The sequence below is a fragment of the Arcticibacterium sp. genome (assembly GCF_055134445.1).
This window is the reverse complement of the sequence record NZ_JBSRVI010000051.1, coordinates 1-18,597: the sequence shown is the minus strand read 5'-3', so window position 1 is coordinate 18,597 and position 18,597 is coordinate 1. Positions and strand designations below refer to the sequence as shown.

Annotated in this window: 14 protein-coding genes; 5 read left to right on the top strand and 9 right to left on the bottom strand. The window is 37.6% G+C overall.

The genetic code is table 11. The annotated features are described in order from the left end of the window. Positions 1–142 precede the first annotated feature (142 nt). Complete coding sequence (locus ACTBZY_RS07320; RefSeq protein ID WP_463045702.1) at positions 143–1,192, bottom strand: alkaline phosphatase; 1,050 nt, start codon at positions 1,190–1,192, stop codon at positions 143–145. Positions 1,193–1,378: 186 nt separating this feature from the next. On the opposite strand from ACTBZY_RS07320, the gene ACTBZY_RS07315 reads away from it, so the two are divergent. Next, positions 1,379–3,148: an alkaline phosphatase gene (locus ACTBZY_RS07315; RefSeq protein WP_463045701.1), complete on the top strand. Its 1,770-nt coding sequence runs from the start codon at positions 1,379–1,381 to the stop codon at positions 3,146–3,148. Between the two features lie 196 nt (positions 3,149–3,344). Here the strand turns inward: ACTBZY_RS07315 and ACTBZY_RS07310 are convergent, their stop codons facing one another. The 3 genes from ACTBZY_RS07310 to ACTBZY_RS07300 all read right to left on the bottom strand — a co-directional run bounded on the left by ACTBZY_RS07310 (position 3,345) and on the right by ACTBZY_RS07300 (position 7,381). Beyond that, positions 3,345–5,042, bottom strand: coding sequence for a sulfatase family protein (locus tag ACTBZY_RS07310; RefSeq protein WP_463045700.1), 1,698 nt, complete (start codon positions 5,040–5,042; stop codon positions 3,345–3,347). Between the two features lie 77 nt (positions 5,043–5,119). Next, on the bottom strand, positions 5,120–6,364 hold the full coding sequence (locus tag ACTBZY_RS07305; RefSeq protein ID WP_463045699.1) for a hypothetical protein: 1,245 nt from the start codon (positions 6,362–6,364) through the stop codon (positions 5,120–5,122). 297 nt (positions 6,365–6,661) lie between these two features. Further along, on the bottom strand, positions 6,662–7,381 hold the full coding sequence (locus tag ACTBZY_RS07300) for a pyridoxine 5'-phosphate synthase (protein WP_463045698.1): 720 nt from the start codon (positions 7,379–7,381) through the stop codon (positions 6,662–6,664). A 111-nt stretch (positions 7,382–7,492) separates the two neighbouring features. On the opposite strand from ACTBZY_RS07300, the gene ACTBZY_RS07295 reads away from it, so the two are divergent. Together ACTBZY_RS07295 and ACTBZY_RS07290 are read left to right on the top strand one after the other, a co-directional pair. Beyond that, positions 7,493–7,945: a GatB/YqeY domain-containing protein gene (locus ACTBZY_RS07295; RefSeq protein WP_463045697.1), complete on the top strand. Its 453-nt coding sequence runs from the start codon at positions 7,493–7,495 to the stop codon at positions 7,943–7,945. Positions 7,946–8,017: 72 nt separating this feature from the next. Then, positions 8,018–8,560, top strand: coding sequence for a CvpA family protein (locus ACTBZY_RS07290; protein WP_463045696.1), 543 nt, complete (start codon positions 8,018–8,020; stop codon positions 8,558–8,560). Positions 8,561–8,796: 236 nt separating this feature from the next. Here ACTBZY_RS07290 and ACTBZY_RS07285 read toward each other — a convergent pair whose 3' ends face one another. The 4 genes from ACTBZY_RS07285 to panD form a co-directional block, all read right to left on the bottom strand. Continuing rightward, positions 8,797–9,174 carry a GxxExxY protein gene (locus tag ACTBZY_RS07285; RefSeq protein WP_463045695.1) on the bottom strand — a complete coding sequence of 126 codons (378 nt, stop codon included), beginning with the start codon at positions 9,172–9,174 and terminating at the stop codon, positions 8,797–8,799. Positions 9,175–10,291: 1,117 nt separating this feature from the next. After that, positions 10,292–10,999 carry a zinc metallopeptidase gene (locus tag ACTBZY_RS07280; protein WP_463045694.1) on the bottom strand — a complete coding sequence of 236 codons (708 nt, stop codon included), beginning with the start codon at positions 10,997–10,999 and terminating at the stop codon, positions 10,292–10,294. A 153-nt stretch (positions 11,000–11,152) separates the two neighbouring features. After that, positions 11,153–12,145 carry a lysylphosphatidylglycerol synthase transmembrane domain-containing protein gene (locus tag ACTBZY_RS07275; protein WP_463045693.1) on the bottom strand — a complete coding sequence of 331 codons (993 nt, stop codon included), beginning with the start codon at positions 12,143–12,145 and terminating at the stop codon, positions 11,153–11,155. Positions 12,146–12,218: 73 nt separating this feature from the next. Further along, entirely contained in the window at positions 12,219–12,569 is a 351-nt protein-coding gene (gene panD / locus ACTBZY_RS07270) for an aspartate 1-decarboxylase (protein ID WP_463045692.1), read from the bottom strand. 170 nt (positions 12,570–12,739) lie between these two features. Here panD and ACTBZY_RS07265 point away from each other — a divergent pair, with 170 nt between their 5' ends. Next, entirely contained in the window at positions 12,740–13,645 is a 906-nt protein-coding gene (locus ACTBZY_RS07265; protein ID WP_463045691.1) for a TIGR01777 family oxidoreductase, read from the top strand. A 539-nt stretch (positions 13,646–14,184) separates the two neighbouring features. On the opposite strand, the gene ACTBZY_RS07260 is transcribed toward ACTBZY_RS07265, so the two are convergent. Further along, positions 14,185–17,685: a LamG-like jellyroll fold domain-containing protein gene (locus tag ACTBZY_RS07260; RefSeq protein ID WP_463045690.1), complete on the bottom strand. Its 3,501-nt coding sequence runs from the start codon at positions 17,683–17,685 to the stop codon at positions 14,185–14,187. A gap of 372 nt (positions 17,686–18,057) precedes the next feature. Between ACTBZY_RS07260 and ACTBZY_RS07255 the strand changes: the two genes are divergently transcribed. Beyond that, positions 18,058–18,429, top strand: coding sequence for a VOC family protein (locus ACTBZY_RS07255; RefSeq protein WP_463045689.1), 372 nt, complete (start codon positions 18,058–18,060; stop codon positions 18,427–18,429). The last annotated feature ends 168 nt before the right edge of the window (positions 18,430–18,597 follow it).

Sequence of the window (18,597 nt, the reverse complement as noted above, 5' to 3'; positions counted from 1 at the left end):
ACTGTGGAGGGCGTTCTACATTAAGTATAGTATTATATCTGAAAGTATAATAACTATTGTAAATTCAAAAATAAATGAAAAATATGTATTGGCTATAATAAAACCCAACTGTTTCATCAACAGATGGGTTCTTTAAATTGCTTTAGAGCTTTAAAAGGGATTTTATCTTATGATAAACCTCCGTATTTTCATAAATACCTTGGAAAATCTCAGAACCAGGGCCATAAGCGAAAATCGGAATTAAGGCTGCCGTATGATGTTTGGTGTTAAACTTGATGCTTATTTTGTCTCGTGTTTCACCACTGGTTAATGCTGCTCCACCTGTTTCATGATCTGCGGTTACCACTACTAAGGTGTTTTTGTCTTTTTTGGCGAAGTCTAAAACGACGCCTAAAACTTTGTCAAAATCCAGCTGTTCTGCCACCAGCATTTCTGCGTTATTTTGATGTCCAGCCCAGTCTATATAAGAACCTTCAGACATTAAAAAGAAGCCATTTTTACCTTGACTTAGATAGTCTAAGGCGAGCTGAGTAGCTTCTGGTAGAAAGTCGCCACGACCAAGATGCTTGAAAGGCATTTCTTCTTTTTCTAAAAGGAAACCATATTTTTTGTTGCCGTCCACAGAAGCTGTTAAGTCTATAGAATCCATTGTGTATCCTTTGAGCTTCATACTTTCAAAGAGATTTTTCTTATCAGAGCGATCTGTGAAGAATTTGAGACCAGCTCCTGCAAAGAAATCAACTCTAGAATTGGCTAACTCAAAGGCTATTTCCTCATGCATGTTTCTACTTTTGACATGAGCATAAAAGCATGCTGGCGTGGCGTGGGTAATGGTGGAAAGACTTACCAGCCCCGTTTTATAGTTTTTGGCTGCCATTTCTTCCAGTATGGTCGGTATAGAAAGTGTATCGGCGTCAACCCCTACAGCTCCATTATAAGTTTTCTGGCCACTGGCAAGGGCCGTAGCACCAGCCGAAGAGTCGGTTACTTTGTGGCTAGAAGAAGAGGTTTTAATGAATCCAATGCTTTTAAACTGTTCAAAATTGGAGGGCGAATCTTTGTAGAAAAAAGCCGTCGAAATTTGACTTAAACCCATACCATCTCCCACTAGCAGGATGACATTTTTAGGTTTATTTTGAGCATATAAACTGCCGCTAAGAAATAGAAGTGTGAGTACTTTTAATATTTTCATTTTTTGGGTCTAATGAGTTGAGCTACAAAAGTAGAGGATGTATTATTTAATTTAGAACGCTATTTGTTTTTTAATGGTAAATTAATGCTCCAATGAATAAACAATAGATTTGATATTAGCTTAATGTAGTGCTGTTAGTAGACAGGAATTGAAGGTTTATCTTTACCCAAATTATTGAAATTATAAATGAACAGATTATTAGTTTTTCTTTTCCTTGTTTCAGGTCTTTCTTACGGACAAGGTAACCAAGTGCATTCGCATAATGATTATGCTCAGGATGTGCCTTTTTGGAAGGCTTTCTCTTCCGGTTGTGGTTCTATAGAATCCGATTTGATTTTACAGAATGGCAAACTGATGGTGGCTCATAACGTACCAGACATTAAAGCGGTCAATACCTTTGAAAATCTTTATTTGAAGCCGCTCCAGGTGATTATGAACTCCGAGCAGTATGAGGCTTTTGATTTACAAATACTCATTGATTTTAAAACACGAGCAGAAACTACTTTAAAAGTTTTGATAGCTCAGCTAGAGCAATATCCTGATCTCATTCATTCTAAGAACAAGTCAAAGAAAATTCAATTTGTTATTTCAGGGAATAGACCGGAAGTAGAGGATTATGGTCGTTTTCCGGATTACATCCATTTTGATTATCAAACGGTGGATACATGGCCACAAAATATGGATAAGGTGGCTTTGGTAAGTTTACCTTTTTATAAGTACAGTCGCTGGAATGGAAAAGGAAGGTTGACCAGTCGTGATGAAGCAAAGCTTAAAGCGGTCATTGACCAAATACATGCTAAAGGCAAAAAGGTAAGGTTTTGGGCTACGCCCGATTCTAAAACAGCTTGGTATACGCTTTCTCAATTAGGCATAGACTTTATCAATACCGACGAGCCTTTTGAATGCAATGCATATTTGAAAACACTTTCTGAAGGTTTAGTGCCAAGAATAGAGAAGGAAGAGTTGTCTTTTAAATTGCCTGCTGCTAAGTTTAATCAGCCTACCGTCATACTGATGATTGGAGATGGAAATGGTTTAGCACAGATTTCTTCAGGGATTTTGAGTCAAAAGGAGCCTTTAAATCTAACGAGGATAAAGAGTTTGGGTTTAATTAAGACACAAGCTGCAGACGATTTTACGACGGATTCTGCCGCCGGTGGTACGGCCTTGGCCACTGGAAAGAAAACCAACAATAGATACATTGGCTTGGATGCAGAAGGCAGAACATTGAACACCATTTTTGATCTAGCCGAAAAGGCAAAATATAGTACTGGAATAGTAACGACAGACGCTATTACGGGTGCTACACCAGCTGCATTTTATGCTCATGTGGCAGACAGAGATAGCTCCCAGAAAATAGGGGAGTATTTGACAAGAAGCCAGATGGATATTTTTATAGCTGGAGGAGCTAAGGGCTTTATAGGAACCCAATGGGAGAACAGGAAGATAGTAGGTAGCTTATCAGAAATAGCAACAGTTTCAAATGAAAGAATTGGTTTTTTTGCCGCTGATGGCGGTATGCCTTTTATCACAGAAAGCAGGGGAGATTACCTCCCAAACGCCACATTGGAGGCTTTGAACTTTCTAGAAAAGAAGAATAAGCCTTTTGTCTTATTGATAGAAAATGGTCATATAGATGGAGCCGGTCATGCGAATAAAGCGAAAGCCTTGGCTGCAGAAGTAAGAGATTTTGATAAAGCCATAGGTTTGGTGATGCAGTATGTAGATAGCCACCCAGAGACTTTATTAATCATTACAGCCGACCATGAAACAGGCGGCGTAACTTTACCGCATGGCTCAGAAGGTGAAATGGAAATTCAGTTTCATTCAGACGACCATACGGGAATATTGGTTCCTCTTTTTGCTTATGGGAAAGGTGCAGAAAAGCTACAGGGTATTTATGAGAACACCGAGGTATATCAAAGAATGCTGGAGTTTATTAATAGTCATAAATAGTACTTTTAAAAAGAGAGGTGTCCTTTAAATATGGCAGAACCTAAGCACCGAAGGGGTTATGATTTGCACCGTCTAAGCTCATGCGGGGAGCGTTTAACATTCCATTTTGACGGTTTTTCCCTTCGCAGCAAAATATATATTCTTCTTAAAAAAAGCGGGCTTTGCTAAATCTAGCAAAGCCCGCTTAGAATTTCTCTTAATGAAGACTCAATGTTTCTGCCTGCGAGTAATTGGTCGTGTAATTGCTGGCATCCCATATTCTTACTTTCCAGTAGTACTGCGTAGCGGTACTTAACTTTTGACCTTCATACGCGGCATTATTTTGGGTAGATTTTATTTGACCAGAATCCCATAAATCACCTTTGTTTAATTGCAGGTTTTCCAACGACGAGGCCACCAAAACTTGATAAGCTTTTTGAGATTGAGCGGTTTCTGGAATATCCCATTTAAAGGCTGTTTTAGGGCCATCAGTTGTTGCTGAAGTTTCCTGTGGCCCTTTAGAGAACTGGTCTGAATATGCGTTTCCTAATGATTCCAATTTGTTTCTCAGAGCAATTTTAGAAGATTCCCATGCTGGATTGGCGGCGAGGTTGTTTATTTCTAATGGGTCGTTTTTAAGGTCATAGAGCTCTTCTATCTCTTTTTCGTTTCTGTATCTGAAGTATTTCAAGTCTTTAGTTCTCACACCTTCACTTGGTGGAATAGACGCAAATTCCCAGAGGTGTTCTACTAAAACAGTATCTCTGTTTAATGGGGTAGATTCTTCTCTATTAACAAAAGAGAGCAGACTGTTTCCTTGCCAAGAAACTGGTTTCTGAGCACCAGCCAAATCTAGCATAGTGGCAGGTACATCAATGTTCATGACCATGTTGGTCACACGGTTATGACCTTCTTTTCTTGGGTCATTTATAATCATAGGCACCCTTAAAGAATTGTCATACATCAGCCATTTTCCAGCCAATTGACGTTCTCCCAAGAAATAGCCATTGTCGCCCATTAAGATAATTACGGTGTTTTGGTCCAAACCCTTTTCCTTTAGTTTAGCTCTTATTTTACCTATTTCTAGGTCAATACCAGATATCATTCTGTAATAGCCTTTGACGCTGTGTTGGTATTTTTCTGGTGTGTCGTATCTCCAGGTCCATCTTAATCTGTTGAAGCCCGCTTTAACATTTTCTGGTAAAGCATTGAAGTATTTGTCGTCCGCTATTTGAGGATCTGGAATAGTGATATCTTGATAAAGGTGGTCGGTTTCTTCTTGCCAGAAATATTGGTCTTTGGCACCATCGGCAGCATGTGGTGCACTAAAACTCAAGGATAAACTGAATGGCTGGTCTTTGGGTGCATTTTCAATGAAATCCAAACCTTGCTGACCGGTATATCTTGTTAGGTGAACGGTATCTGCACCAATGGTCTTAAAAAAGTAGCTTTCTTTGTCGGGTTTGTTGGCCCTATCGTAATCGTCAATCACATTAAATAAGGCGTCCTTTTCAGCATACTTAATACCAAGCTTTCCGAAAAAACCTGTGTAGTAGCCATTTTCTCTTAGGACTACAGGATATGCTCTTTGCATGTATTCTTTTCTGACATCGCCCGTACTAAAATTGAAATTATGGGTACGTTCATGCAGGCCACTAAGTAAACTGGCTCGGCTGGCGGCACAGATAGGCGTGGTGACCATAGCGTTTTCAAAGTAGGTACCCGTTGCTGCCAGTTTATCCATTTCAGGTGTATGGATAATGCTATTGCCAGCAAAGCCTAAGGCGTCCCAGCGTTGGTCGTCGGTGAGGATAAAAATGATATTAGGTTTTGCAGCCTCTTTTTTTGAGAGCGTTTTACAGCCATATATACCAAAAACTAATAAGAAGAGCGATAGGGTAACTTTAGTGTTCATTTACAATAGGTATTTTAATACCTAAAGGAAAAAACAAATATTGAAGTTTCTGTTATATACTGTCCAATGCGGAGGGTTTAATTCACCCCAGAGAATCTTGGATTTACGATACTGTTATTTACCGAACCAAAAGTGAAATTAAGTCCAAAAGAAGTATAGTATTCAAAAGAGGTAGGAAGCTGTTGTCCTCCTAAAAGAATCTCTTCATTACTGGTAGCGGTTTGTGCCAAAGAAATCTGGTTTTTTACCTGAGCTCCGTAGCCATAAAGACGAAGAGATACACCTTGAACAATTCTCCAGCTCAATTCTAACTCCATACTCAAACGGAATTTCTCAGGATCGTCAAGATATTGGTAACCGTTTAATTCGGCAGAAAAATTACCCCAAGGTTTTGTATAACCTAATATGCTGGTTATCTGGTGGTATGGCTTGGTTTCTAGGGTTTTATCAAATATGGTTCTTTCAAGATAATCTAATCTTCTGTATCCAGCCTGATAAATCCATCTGAATTGTTCTTTGTTAAAGTCTTCAATCGGGAAAATGGAGTACTCTATGGCAGGGGCTAAACTCCCAGAAAAGTCAATATTAGAATAGATGGAATGGTAACCTTTCATGAGACCGCCAACACTCCAGTTTTTTGCAAAAGTGGAAACATATAGCATGTTAAAACCATAACTATTTACTTTTACCGTTTCGGTTTTCTCATCAAGGGTTACAGCATTGTTTGCTTGATTTAGATAGGAGTAAAAACTGTACTTGGATTTGTCGGTGGTACGTCCTCCTCTAAAATTGGTATCAAACTTAACAGCCTTTTTATTACTCTCACCAGAAAATCTTCCAGAACCACCAACGCCAAAAATCCAGTTATTCCATGGGTCTTTATCGTCTTTATCGTCCTTTGCTGATGAGCTTGCACCTTTTGGAAAGACAATCTTAACATCCTTGGCCATTTCTGTATGTGCCACATAATGCAGTAGTCCTTGACTAACGTGGCTGAGCACTTTTTGACGAGCTATGGCTTCGGAGTCATTTTGACCAGTAATAAATTCCACATTTTGGTCACAACCTTGCAAGGCATGTTGCCCCATGAAATTTAATTGATAATTTCTCCCACCACTGGCGTTGCCTTGGTCTGTAATGAGTATTTGAATGTCTGCGGCAGCTTGGTCTCTAGTAAAAGTAAAGTAACTGAGTTCTGTTAATAAAAAGGTTTCATAACAGCGAGCTTGCTGACAGTTGATATATAGTTTTGGTTTTTCCTGAGCAGATAAATTTGCAACTGAAAACAGGGATAATAAGCAAATAAGTAATTTGGTCTTCATTCAGGAAAAAGGTTATTAGTGAGCACATTATATAAACCTTTAAATATACAAACTCTTATAAAAACTTGAAGTATAGAGTCTCCGAATGCTTGTATTTAATAGGCAAATGTCTAAATTCTAAAGGTTTGAATGTTTAATATCTCGGTTTTTATAGCTTTTAGAGGCTCATTCTAATAGGGAAATAAACAGTTAGTTAAATATTGATTATGTAATTGAAAATAAAATAAATTCAGAATGTTCAATAATATTTGAAAATTAAACATCTGTTAATAACTGTTACTTTAAACCTTAAAGGATTTAGGAATTTAATTGCCTTAAATACAGTTGAATGGTATTTTCTAGACCCATATACAGGGCATCGCAAATGAGGGCATGACCAATAGAAACTTCCAGTAAGCCAGGGATATTTTTATGAAAGTAAGCTAAGTTTTCCAAGCTTAAGTCGTGGCCAGCATTGATTCCTAAGCCCAGTTGATTTGCTCTTTCCGCGGCAGCTACAAATGGCTCTATAGCTTTTTCTGCGTTATCGGCATAACCGCTTGCGTAACTTTCGGTGTATAATTCTATGCGGTCTGTTCCTATTTCTGCTGCTCCCTCTATCATTCTGATATCTGGATCTACAAATATGGAAACTCTGATTCCAGCGTTTTGATATATTTTCACCAGTTCCTTAAGGCGATCTTTGTGGGTAATGGTATCCCAGCCAGCATTAGACGTAATAGCAGAAAGTGTATCTGGAACCAAAGTGGCTTGTGTAGGTAAATTGGCCAATACCACTTCTTGGAAACGACCTTCTGTAGGATTTCCTTCAATGTTGTATTCTGTGGTAACAACCTGCTTTAAATCAAAAACATCTTGATATTTAATATGCCTTTCATCTGGTCTTGGATGAATGGTTATTCCCTCAGCACCAAACCTTTCACAGTCCAATGCCGTGTTTACAAGATGGGGCATATCATGTCCTCTTGAATTTCGTAAGGTGGCTATTTTATTGATATTGACAGATAATTTCGTCATTTTTGCTCGCTGAGCCCGCAGGGCAGTTAATTTATTGCAATTTAAGTATTCCGCATTTCAATACATCATACCAGTTTTGATAGTTTTAAGATGCCCAAATAAAAGATAAACATGTCATTAAAATCTACAATAGACGCTGATATTAAAACAGCCATGCTAGCAAAAGACAAGGTCAGATTATTGGCTTTGAGAGATATTAAAAAAGTTATTTTAATAGAAGAGTCTAGGCCTGGAGCTGCAGACGAGCTTACAGAAGCGGAAGAAATGAAGATTCTTCAGAAAGCTGTAAAGCAGCGTAGAGATTCTGCTGATATTTATAAGGACCAGAATCGCCCTGATCTATTAGAAAAAGAAGAAGCAGAAATAGCCGTTATTGCAGCATACTTACCGGCTGCCATGACAGAAGCAGAACTAGAGACTGCCGTTCAGGAAATTATCACCAAAGTAGGAGCAAGCTCTCCTGCAGATATAGGGAAAGTAATGGGTGCAGCAAGTAAAGCTCTTGCAGGAAAAGCAGAGGGGAAAGACATCTCTGTAATGGTGAAGAAATTGCTAGCGAAATAAAATTTTATGTACTTTAAAATTGGTTGAGCTCGTTAAGGGTTCAACCAATTTTCTTTTAAACCTAAATCGGAAATGTCCACTATAGACCTTTTATTGCTTATACCTATCGTTATGGGGGCTTTTAATGGCTTCAAGAGAGGATTATTAGTGGAGGTAATAGGGATATTAGCTTTTGTGGTGGCCATCTTATTTGGTTTTCGGTTTTTAGGTTTAGGTATGAGTTTTTTGTCAGATTTTTTAGGCGAAGACTTTACAGGAAGAATGCTTCCATACATGAGTTTCTTGCTCATCTTTTTCCCTACCGTTTTTGCTATCACTAAAATCGGCTGGATTTTCAGAAAGGCCTTAAGGCTAACATTTCTGGGTACTTTGGATGGGCTAGGAGGTGCTGCACTTGGAGCTATTTTATGGTTTTTCGGAATCAGTGTTTTAATATGGCTAGCCTCGGCCATTGGAGTTACTTTACCAGAGAAATATATTGCAGAGTCTGACGTATATCCATTTCTACTAGATTTCGCTCCAACTCTTGTTTCTAAGGTGAGTGGTTATTTGCCGTCTTTGGGTGAGGTTTTTGAGAAGTTTAACGAGTTGGGGGATAGGTACAGGGAGAATTGAATTTACCGACTTTTATACAGTTTACTTCTTTCTTTTACTCCCGTAGATTACGCAGATTTGATTGTGGGTTATTCTGTTCCCGCAGATTTCGGTGATTACGCGAATTGTATTAGGGTTATTTTGTTCCCGTAGATCACGCAGATTAGATTCAGGGTTATTCTGTTCCTGCAGATTTCGGTGATTACGCGGATTGAATTAGGGTTATTCTGTTCCCGCAGTTCTCGCCGATTTTTATTTTAAAGCTTATTTACTTTCCTGAAAATTGATTTAGAAATATCTGAGGAATTGAAATTAACTAAAATGCCCAATCTTTTATCTGCTAGTCGTAAATAGGTCATGATTTGCTTATGATGAACTTCCGCTAAGAATTCAATTGATTTTATTTCGATAATTACTTTGTCTTCTACCAAAATATCAATGCGAAAGCCAATGTCCATTTTAACATTATCGTAGATAACGGGAAGACCTACTTGACTTGCAATTTTTAATCCAGCTTTTTTCAGCTCATAACATAAAGTAATCTCATAAACAGATTCAAAGAGACCTGGACCAAGTTCATTATAAACCTTAAAAATAGCTCCTCTAATGATATAAGAAATGTCGTTTTTAGTCATTGTTGTGTGTCAGTCAAGCAATTAGTGTGAACACAAACTACAAAATAAAAAGGAAAACAAAGATTCTTGATACCTCACAATAAGTCATTGTTTTAAAGATATCTATGAAATTGGCCAAATCTGCGGGAGTAAAATGGAGAAATACCCTGAACTCACAAAAAGCAGTGTTTTAAAGAAATCTGCGAGATCAGCGAAATCTGCGGGAGTAGTAGGTAAATACCCTAAAAACTCACAAAATGTAGTGTTTTAGTAGTATCTGCGAGATTAGTGAAATCTGCGGGAGTAAAGCGGAGAAATACTCTGAACTCACAAAAAGCAGTGTTTTAAAGAAATCTACGAGATCAGCGAAATCTTCGGGGGTAAATTGGAGAAATACCCTGAACTCACAAAAAGTAGTGTTTTAGTAGTATCTGCGAGATTAGCGAAATCTGCGGGAGTAAAGCGGAGAAATACTCTGAACTCACAAAAAGTAGTGTTTTAAAGAAATCTGCGAGATTAGCGAAATCTGAGGGAGTAAAGCGGAGAAATACTCTGAACTCACAAAAAGTAGTGTTTTAAAGATATCCACGAGATTAGTGAAATCCGCGAGAGTAAAGCGGAGAAATACTCTGAACTCACAAAAAGCAGTGTTTTAAAGAAATCTGCGAGATCAGCGAAATCTGCGAGAGTAAAGCGGAGAAATACTCTGAACTCACAAAAAGTAGTGCTTTGAAGATATCCACGAGATTAGTGAAATCCGCGGGAGTAAAGCGGAGAAATACCCTGAACTCACAAAAAGCAGTGTTTTAAAGAAATCTGCGAGATTATCGAAATCTGCAGGAGTAAAGCGGAGAAATACTCTGAACTCACAAAAAGCAGTGTTTTAAAGAAATCTGCGAGATTAGCGAAATCTGCGGGAGTAAAGCGGAGAAATACACTGAAATCACAAAAAGCAGTGTTTTAAAGAAATCTGCGAGATCAGCGAAATCTGAGGGAGTAAAGCGGAGAAATACCCTGAACTCACAAAAAGTAATGCTTTAAAGGTATCCACGAGATTAGTGAAATCCGCGGGAGCAAAAAGGAAACAAAAAAAGGAAGACCGAAGCCCTCCTTTTAGTATCATAAACTGAAACATTACTTAATCATCACCTCTGCCTAAGAATATCATGACATAGTAAGCCAAGTTGGCTACTGCAGCTAAAGCACCTACTACGTAAGTCATAGCCGCCCATTTAAGAGCATCTTTGGCTTGAGCGTGTTCTTCACGATTCACTATATTTCTAGATTCCATCCATTTTAACGCTCTGTTAGAAGCATCAAATTCAACAGGAAGTGTAATTAAAGAGAAAGCCGTAATGGCTACGTTAGCAACAATAAGCACCATTAAAAGAATGTTGCCCATAGCTGAACCCTGCGTAATCATATAAAAACCACCCATAAATAAGAACATGTTAAGCATACCCATTACTCGTCCAGCTATACTGGCGGCAGGTACTAGCGTAGATCTTAATTTAAGAGCAGCATAAGCCGTGGCATGCTGAACTGCGTGACCTACCTCGTGAGAAGCTACTGCAGCAGAAGCGGTACTTCTACCGTTATAAACATCAGAGCTTAGGTTTACTGTTTTATCTTGAGGGTTGTAATGGTCTGTCAGTTGGCCATCCACCTGTGTAATTCTTACATCGTAAATCCCGTTGTCGTTGAGCATTTTTTGAGCTATTTCTGCTCCACTAAGTCCGTTACTCAAACCTACCTTTGAGTATTTTTGGAACTTTCCTTTTAGTCTTCTAGAAACCAGCCAACTGATTCCCATAAAAACTATACTTAAAATGATAATAGGATGCATGTGCGTTATTTAAATTATTATTAATGGTGAAAAATTTAAGCGGTCAAGCTTTTGTAAAATATGGAATAATCTTTTTCCTTTTATGCTAAGATAACGAAGAATTATAATTTCAGATTCCCTTGAAGATATTAAATCATGGGCAATGGTCTTAAATCAGGACAATTGGTCTTTTTTTCTGATAAAAAATGAAATCGCCAATGCTGTCAAACCAAATACTAATACGAAAATAATACCCTGCATCGTGTGCAAGAATGTGGCCAAAGTAATGCCGTCTTGAGGGTTTAAGCCATAAAGACCTACTATTTTACCCACCAAGAAATGATAAGAACCTATACCCCCTATAGTAGGGGCTGCCATACCAATGGTTCCCATGACCAAAATAGTTAATCCTGCCAAGGGGCTAATGTTTGCTGTCTGTGGAATGGCGAAACAAAGAAACCAAGTCATCAAATAATATAAAGACCAGATAAGAATGGTATGCCCAATAAATGCTTTCGGGTTTTTCAAGTTTCTGACACTGGTAAATCCAGACCAAAGACCCAAGACCACACCTTTTATTTTGCTGTAAAGCGGCTTCTGAGAAAGTATTTCGTCGTTTCTAAGAATCCATCGCCAAGCTAAAAAGGCTGCCAAAGCCATAAAAGTTATGACGCCTACAATGATGGAAGGGTTTCCTATTTTGTCTCCGACCAGTTCTATGAAAAACGCTTTCAATCTGTCAAACTCTAGAATGAGGTTAAGACAAATAAGGAAAAGCAACACTAAAACGTCAATCACCCTTTCTGCCACCACGGCTCCAAAAGACTTCTCAAAAGGAACATCTGAAAGGTTTTTTAAACTAGCAGAGCGAGCTAACTCACCTGCTCGTGGTAAAACCAGATTGGTGACATAGCCTATTAAAACGGAGATGGTACTTTTAAAAGCAGAAGGGTCGTAGCCTAGGGGTTGCAGCATTAATTTCCATCTATACGCCCTGCTCCAATGTGCCAAAAGAGCCATTACGGCCGATAAGGCTACCCAGAAATAATTGGCATTTTTTATGGTTTCCCATAAGATGTTGAGGTCTATTCCCTTTAAGACAAACCACAGCAAAGAGCCGGCTATGGAAATGGAAATAAGGTATTTAAGTATGTTTTTGAAATTCATTTCTTAGGAAAGTAAAAAGGTCAATCTCTGCACAAATGTACATGAAATTGACCTTCAAAAAGGAATGCCTTATTTATTTAATGATTCGGTTGTTTTCGTCGGGAAAAACGACAACAGGCTTATGTGTTGCTGCTTCTTCTGGTGTCATCCATGCGTAAGAAATAATGATAACAATATCTCCTGGCTGTGCTTTTCTAGCGGCAGCACCATTCAAACAGATAATACCAGAGCCTCTTTTACCTTTAATGGCGTATGTTTCTAATCTTTCGCCGTTGTGATTGTTGACAATCTGCACTTTCTCATTTTCTCTAATTCCAGCGGCGTCCAGCATGTCTTCGTCAATAGTCACACTACCGACATAGTTTAGCTCCGCTTGAGTAACTTTTACTCTGTGAATCTTAGATTTGAAAACGTTAACTAGCATTTTCTATGGTTTTGTTTGCTCTTAAAAAGGATTACAAAATTAGCAATCCTTGATTGGATTCATAACCATAATGGAGTAGAATTAATTCAAAAGCCCCATTCTTTGACCTATCACTAAACAAGGGCTGTGTAAATTTCTATTATTTGTCTTCCATGGCTTATATTGGAATCATGAATTATCTAATTACAGGAGGAACGGGTCTTTTAGGCAAAGAATTATCCAAGCTTTTGCTACATAAAGGGCATGAAGTGAGGGTGCTTTCTAGAAGCAAAAGAGAAGATAGTGAAGTCAAATATTTCAAATGGGATATTGACAAAGGTGAAGTGGAATTGGATGCTCTTCCGAATGTGGATTGCCTTATTCATTTGGCGGGTGCTAGTATTGCAGATAAAAAATGGACAGAAGACCGGAAGCAACTCATTATCGATTCTAGGGTGGATCCTCTAAAGCTTTTGGCGACTAAATTTTCTGAGCTGAAAGCGTTTCCTAAAGCCATCATTTCTGCATCGGCAGTTGGTCTTTATGGTTTTGACACAGGGGAAGAGGAGCTTTCGGAAGATTCTGAAGCGGGTACCGACTATATATCTAAAGTGGTGGTGGAATGGGAAAAGGCCGTGGATGAGTTTGCTCTAGTTTCAAAATGCCGAGCAGTTAAGCTAAGAATAGGTATAGTGCTAGACAAAGATGGAGGGGCGTTGCCACAACTGGCCATGCCTGTGAAGTTTGGGATTGGCTCTGCATTAGGAGATGGTGAACAATGGATTTCATGGATTCACACGTCGGATTTATGCCGCTTATTTTATAAAACGACTCTAATGGAAGATTTAGAAGGAGCATATAACGCAGTAGCACCGCAGCCAGTAAAGAATAAGGAAATGGTAAGGGTTTTAGGGAAAGTGTTAAAGAGGCCTATATGGGCACCTCGTGTTCCTGGCTTTGTGTTAAAAATAATATTAGGCGAGCGAGCACAGCTGGTTCTGGGTGGCAATAGAGTCTCTAACACCGCCATAGAAAAAGAAGGCTTTGGTTTTAAATACCAAAGTCTAGAAGAGGCCCTAACTCAAATTTATAACTAAACGTAAGCATTATGTCTTGGCCGGTTTTACTGTTTTTTATTGGAGGTTTGATATGGTTGTATATCCTGTGGGATAAGCGGACGAAAAAGAAGTAGTGAAATAGGTCTTAATAATCGGATATGGATCAAGTGAAAATTCGAGTGAAGTTGCTCTAAATCTTAGCAATTCATTGATGGCAAGAGAAATGCTAATATTATGCTGAAGGCTGTTGCATAGTACATAAGATCACCAAAATTAGTTCTTGATTTAAAGCCTGCTCAGATTACTCACCTTATAGCAGATTCTAACTACACTATTATTTATACTAAAAATGGAGAGAAGATGGTTTTGGGCTACAGCCTGAAGATTTTTGCGGACTTATTTTTTGATAAAGACTTCATCAGAATAGACCGCTCACCTGGTTCATATTTCTTCTTTCAAAGGCATTGACTCTCGGTTGAGAGTAGCTTTTATCAAACTTAGCAATCAAAAAGAACTGGAAGTACCACGTAGAAAATTAGCTAGTATAAGAGCTTTGTTGCTTCTTAGTATACTCAATTTTAATAAGGACACCCCTTTATATCGGCATTGAATATTGCACCTTCTGATGTTTCAAAGCCATCATTTAACTCAATTGACTTACCCGAGAAGAAGTCTAATTTTGCAGAAACTTTAGATCTGGAACGAATAGAATTTAAGCTTTGATATAAAGCAGGGGAGTCAATATTGGGAGGTATAACTCTTTTTTCAGGACAGAAATTGAAACTGCAATTGGATGAATTAAAAAGAGCTATTGCTTCATGATTATTTATTTTGCCATGAATGAGTTTAATTTCGTCTAGGATACCAGAATAGGGGTAGCTGCTTTCAATTTCAGAACCGAAGGAATAGATGATGTCTTTATTTCGGAAAGATGGGTAGCTCCTACCTGAAGATCTAGTTACGTCTTTATCAATGGAACCATTTATTCTAATGATAACCCGAGTGTCTAAAAAGTTAATAGAGACAAATGACCATGCATTTGTTGGTATTCGAGTTTCTGATTGGATTTCTTTAAGGGAATTGTAATTAAAACCATAACCGTTTCTTTTAATGAGCAATCGATAATAGTTACTCTCTTTTACTAGATTGGCTTGGTAATAATCAATGGAGTCTCCTATGTGGAATAAAGTCATGGTATCCCTACTATTTTCTGGTTTTAACCAAAATGAAATATTAAAATCGGTTATTGTAGTTTCGAGATTTCCTGGATAACTGAACTGGTAATGAGAATTTGTATTAAATGCGAGGGCATTGTTTGGGGCATTATTTCTGTCAGGTACAAGGTTTACATTAGAACTTTCTAAGTTATAGGTTTCAAGTGTAGGGCTAGATACGTTATTATCATAACCTAGGCACTGATATAATACAGGTTTAATATAAATTTCTGTAGTGTCATCTAAAACGGAATAACCACAAACATTTTTTATGGAATTAATAATTAGTTCATTTTCGCCAATAAGTGAATGTAAACTTGCAAAATAGGATGAGGCTGGTAAAAGTTCTGGGTTTGTAATAAATTCTTCAAAGTTACTTCCAGAGTTGTTTAAACTATATTCTACAAGCCAGGGACCTCTACCCTTTAAAAGATACTTTATACCTACCTTCTCGTTAAAATCGAAAATAACTTCCTCTGAAGCAGTATTTATTAGGTCTGGTATTTCATCACACAGTTTTACTTGACACTCTGATTTATCGTTATAAATAGTGGTGATTTCTTCATTTGATAGTGCTCCAGTGAAGAGTTTAAAGTCATCAATAAGTCCAATAAAAGACTTTTTTGCACTTCTAGGTTTGGAAGTTCCGATCGAAAAGATGTTCTCATTGGCTATTGTATTGTTAAATGTAGTATGTAAATTCAAGAGTTCTTTATTGTTTAAATACAGTCTAACATATCCCGTTGTATATTGATCGCCACTTTGGAACACTAGAACTAAATGTTGCCATAAATCAGTAAGGTCGGGCAATTGAACAGAGAAGGTTTTGTCTACCTGTTGTTTCTGAAAAAAAATTTTGTAAGTTCCGTTGTCGTATTTTCTGATATAACATCTATCTTCTTTGCCACCTTGTATATAAGAAAATAGCTCATACTCGGTAGTTGTCAGCATTTCTTCTGAAGCTTTAAACCTTAAGCTTACCGAGTAATTACTATGAAGCACTCTTCCAGAGAAAGTGGTTTTTAAAATTGTGTTAACATCGAATTTAGCTGCACTAAAAGGTTTGTCATCTTGGTCGTTACCGTAGGCTGTAATACTGCTTTCATGAGGTAATTTGAAAAATTCATTTGTGTTACCATTTAGAGGGTAACAAAGAACTAACTCTGGTGCAGCGTAATATGCTAGGGTATCAACTAAAACAGCAGTACCACATTTACTACTAAAATGAGTTACGGTTTCGTATTTATCATAGTCTTTTATATAGAAATTATAAGTACCATCGCCGTAGCCAGTTAAATTAATTGCCTTTTTTTGAAAAGGATTATCACCAATTTGGTATAAGACAGTATCCTGAGGAAATGAAAACATGTAAAGTCGTTCTTGGGCCCTATAAACTCCTCTTACAAAGCTTTTATATCCAGGTAATTCAAATCTTGCAAGTGAGTCGCACAATTCAAGTTTACAGTTATTGCTACTCGTAATTCTTGTTAATTCAGAATCTGAATAGGTGCCAGTGAAATACTTAAAATTATCCAAAGAACCTTTAAAGTAGTTAGCGGTTCCCTTTTCCGCACCAAAAAAAAGTTTTGAATGAACGCCGTAGGCGGGTACTTCAAAAGAAATTAGATTGGTGCTGTCCTTTCCATGGATATCTGAAACTATTTTAATTTTATTATTATCCTTAATCAATACCACATGCTGCCATTCATCCATCTCTGCCTTGATAGAGGTAATATAAGTCTGATTTTCTCTGAGGACAGCCGTAAATTGAAATTGACCATTTATAAGTTCTAACTTTTGAGTGTCATTTAGAGTGGAACCTAAGTTTAGAATGGATTGCGTGCTATTTGTTAAATTTTCAGGACGAATCCATAGACTCATAATATAGTTCTCACCAATTAAATCTCTTCCTGGAAATTCAAGGTATTCGTTTATTCCATTAAAAGCTACCGCCATATTCGAATTTCCGTCTCTGTCATTCGAAAAAGAAGCATTTGTCGTAGTGAAATTTAAACCGTTTTGTAAGTCGTCGAAATTTGAGTTAAAAGGAATACACGATAATAAATATCGACCCTTTTCATAAATCATACGATTAATCTGACTATCTATCAACCTACCTGTACCGCATTCATTTCTAACAGAGCCTAGCTTCCATATATATGGCGTTAATGAAGCAGAGTAAGTTTGCCAATCGTAAATATTTGATGGACTTTGATAATCATAATTTCCATGTTGAATCTTAAAATAGAATGGTGGCTCTCCGGTAAAGCGAATTCTAGGAACAAAAAACGCATTTTCTTCTTCTCTAAAAAGGATGTTGTCCGATATTAATTCTGCTGTTGGTAGCACACAATCATTTTCCTGAGGAACAAAATGGCTTAATGTTACTGTGGAGTTAGCATTTGTATTGGTAATAATGATTTTCCCTGGCTCATTTGTTTCATTGTGCATGCCAAGTATATAGTAAGCACCGGAATACCCAGAGAGTAAGAGGATATTTCCCTCACCTCCAGATACTGTGCAATGACTTGGTCTTTGCATTAAAGCATCATTCGCATTAAACTGGGTGGTAGAGAATGGTCCCCAAATAGAAGCATCTATTCCTAGGTTTTCTTCAGATGAGATATTCAATGCAAAACCGTTAGTATTAGTGTCTTCAATTTTTACCAATACCCAAGATTCGTTTTGTAAGGTAGAACTACTGCAGTCCCAGAAAACACTGGTTCCTCCAAATGCACAGGTGGCGTCGTTTATTACCGCATCAAATTCAATATGGTTTGTACTTGTAGAAAAATCATTTGGTCTTTCTAATCTTGAAGTTATGTATTGAGGGTTTTCACATATTTGTGCCACACTTTGAGGCATAACGAAAAAAAAGATGAAGGCAGTGAACAGTAATTTAAATAGTTGTGAAATTGACATCAGGCTTTATATTGTAGCTTTTAATGACGCAATTTACAAACGTATTTATTAAGTTTTGCTTTGAAAATGAGGTGATTTCAACTAACTCACCTCAATGATTACTAAAAAAAACGCAGAAAATTGGCAACTATAAGAGCTTTGTTGGCTTCTTAGAGTTTCCATTTGTATTTAAATAGTATCTCTTTCCCCTTTCGGAGTCACTCCTAGGGTATGTCTACGCCAACTTGCAAAACTGAAATAAAGTGTTGAATTTGTAAAGCTAAAGCTCAGGATTGCCTGAGCATGTTTAGGTTTACAATCATAAATAAAAACACCATGAAACTAGGAGCATTTTCAATAAGTCTTGCCGTAAAAGACATTCATAAATCTAAGGCGTTCTATGAAAAACTAGGGTTTACCTATAAAGGCGGAAACATAGACCATAATTGGATTGTGCTCAGAAATGAGAATACGGTCATAGGTCTTTTTCAAGGCATGTTTAAAGACAATATCATCACCTTTAACCCTGGGTGGGATAGCGATGCACAGCATTTAGAGGAGTTTGACGATGTTAGACTTATACAAAAACAACTAAAAGAACACGGTATAGCACTTAGTGGTGAAGCAGATGAAAACACCACAGGCCCAGCTCATATTACCTTAACAGATCCGGACGGTAACAATATACTGATAGACCAACATAGGTAGGAGAACAAATATGTATTTACGAAGAGATTATCAGATGATATTTTATTCAAACACCGGATTAATAACATGAAATATGTCTCACAAATCCCTAGTGCTTTGCTAATTTTTAATTCTCAGTCCTTCACGAATGCCATCCATATCACTTTTATTGAAACCTAGACTTTCAAA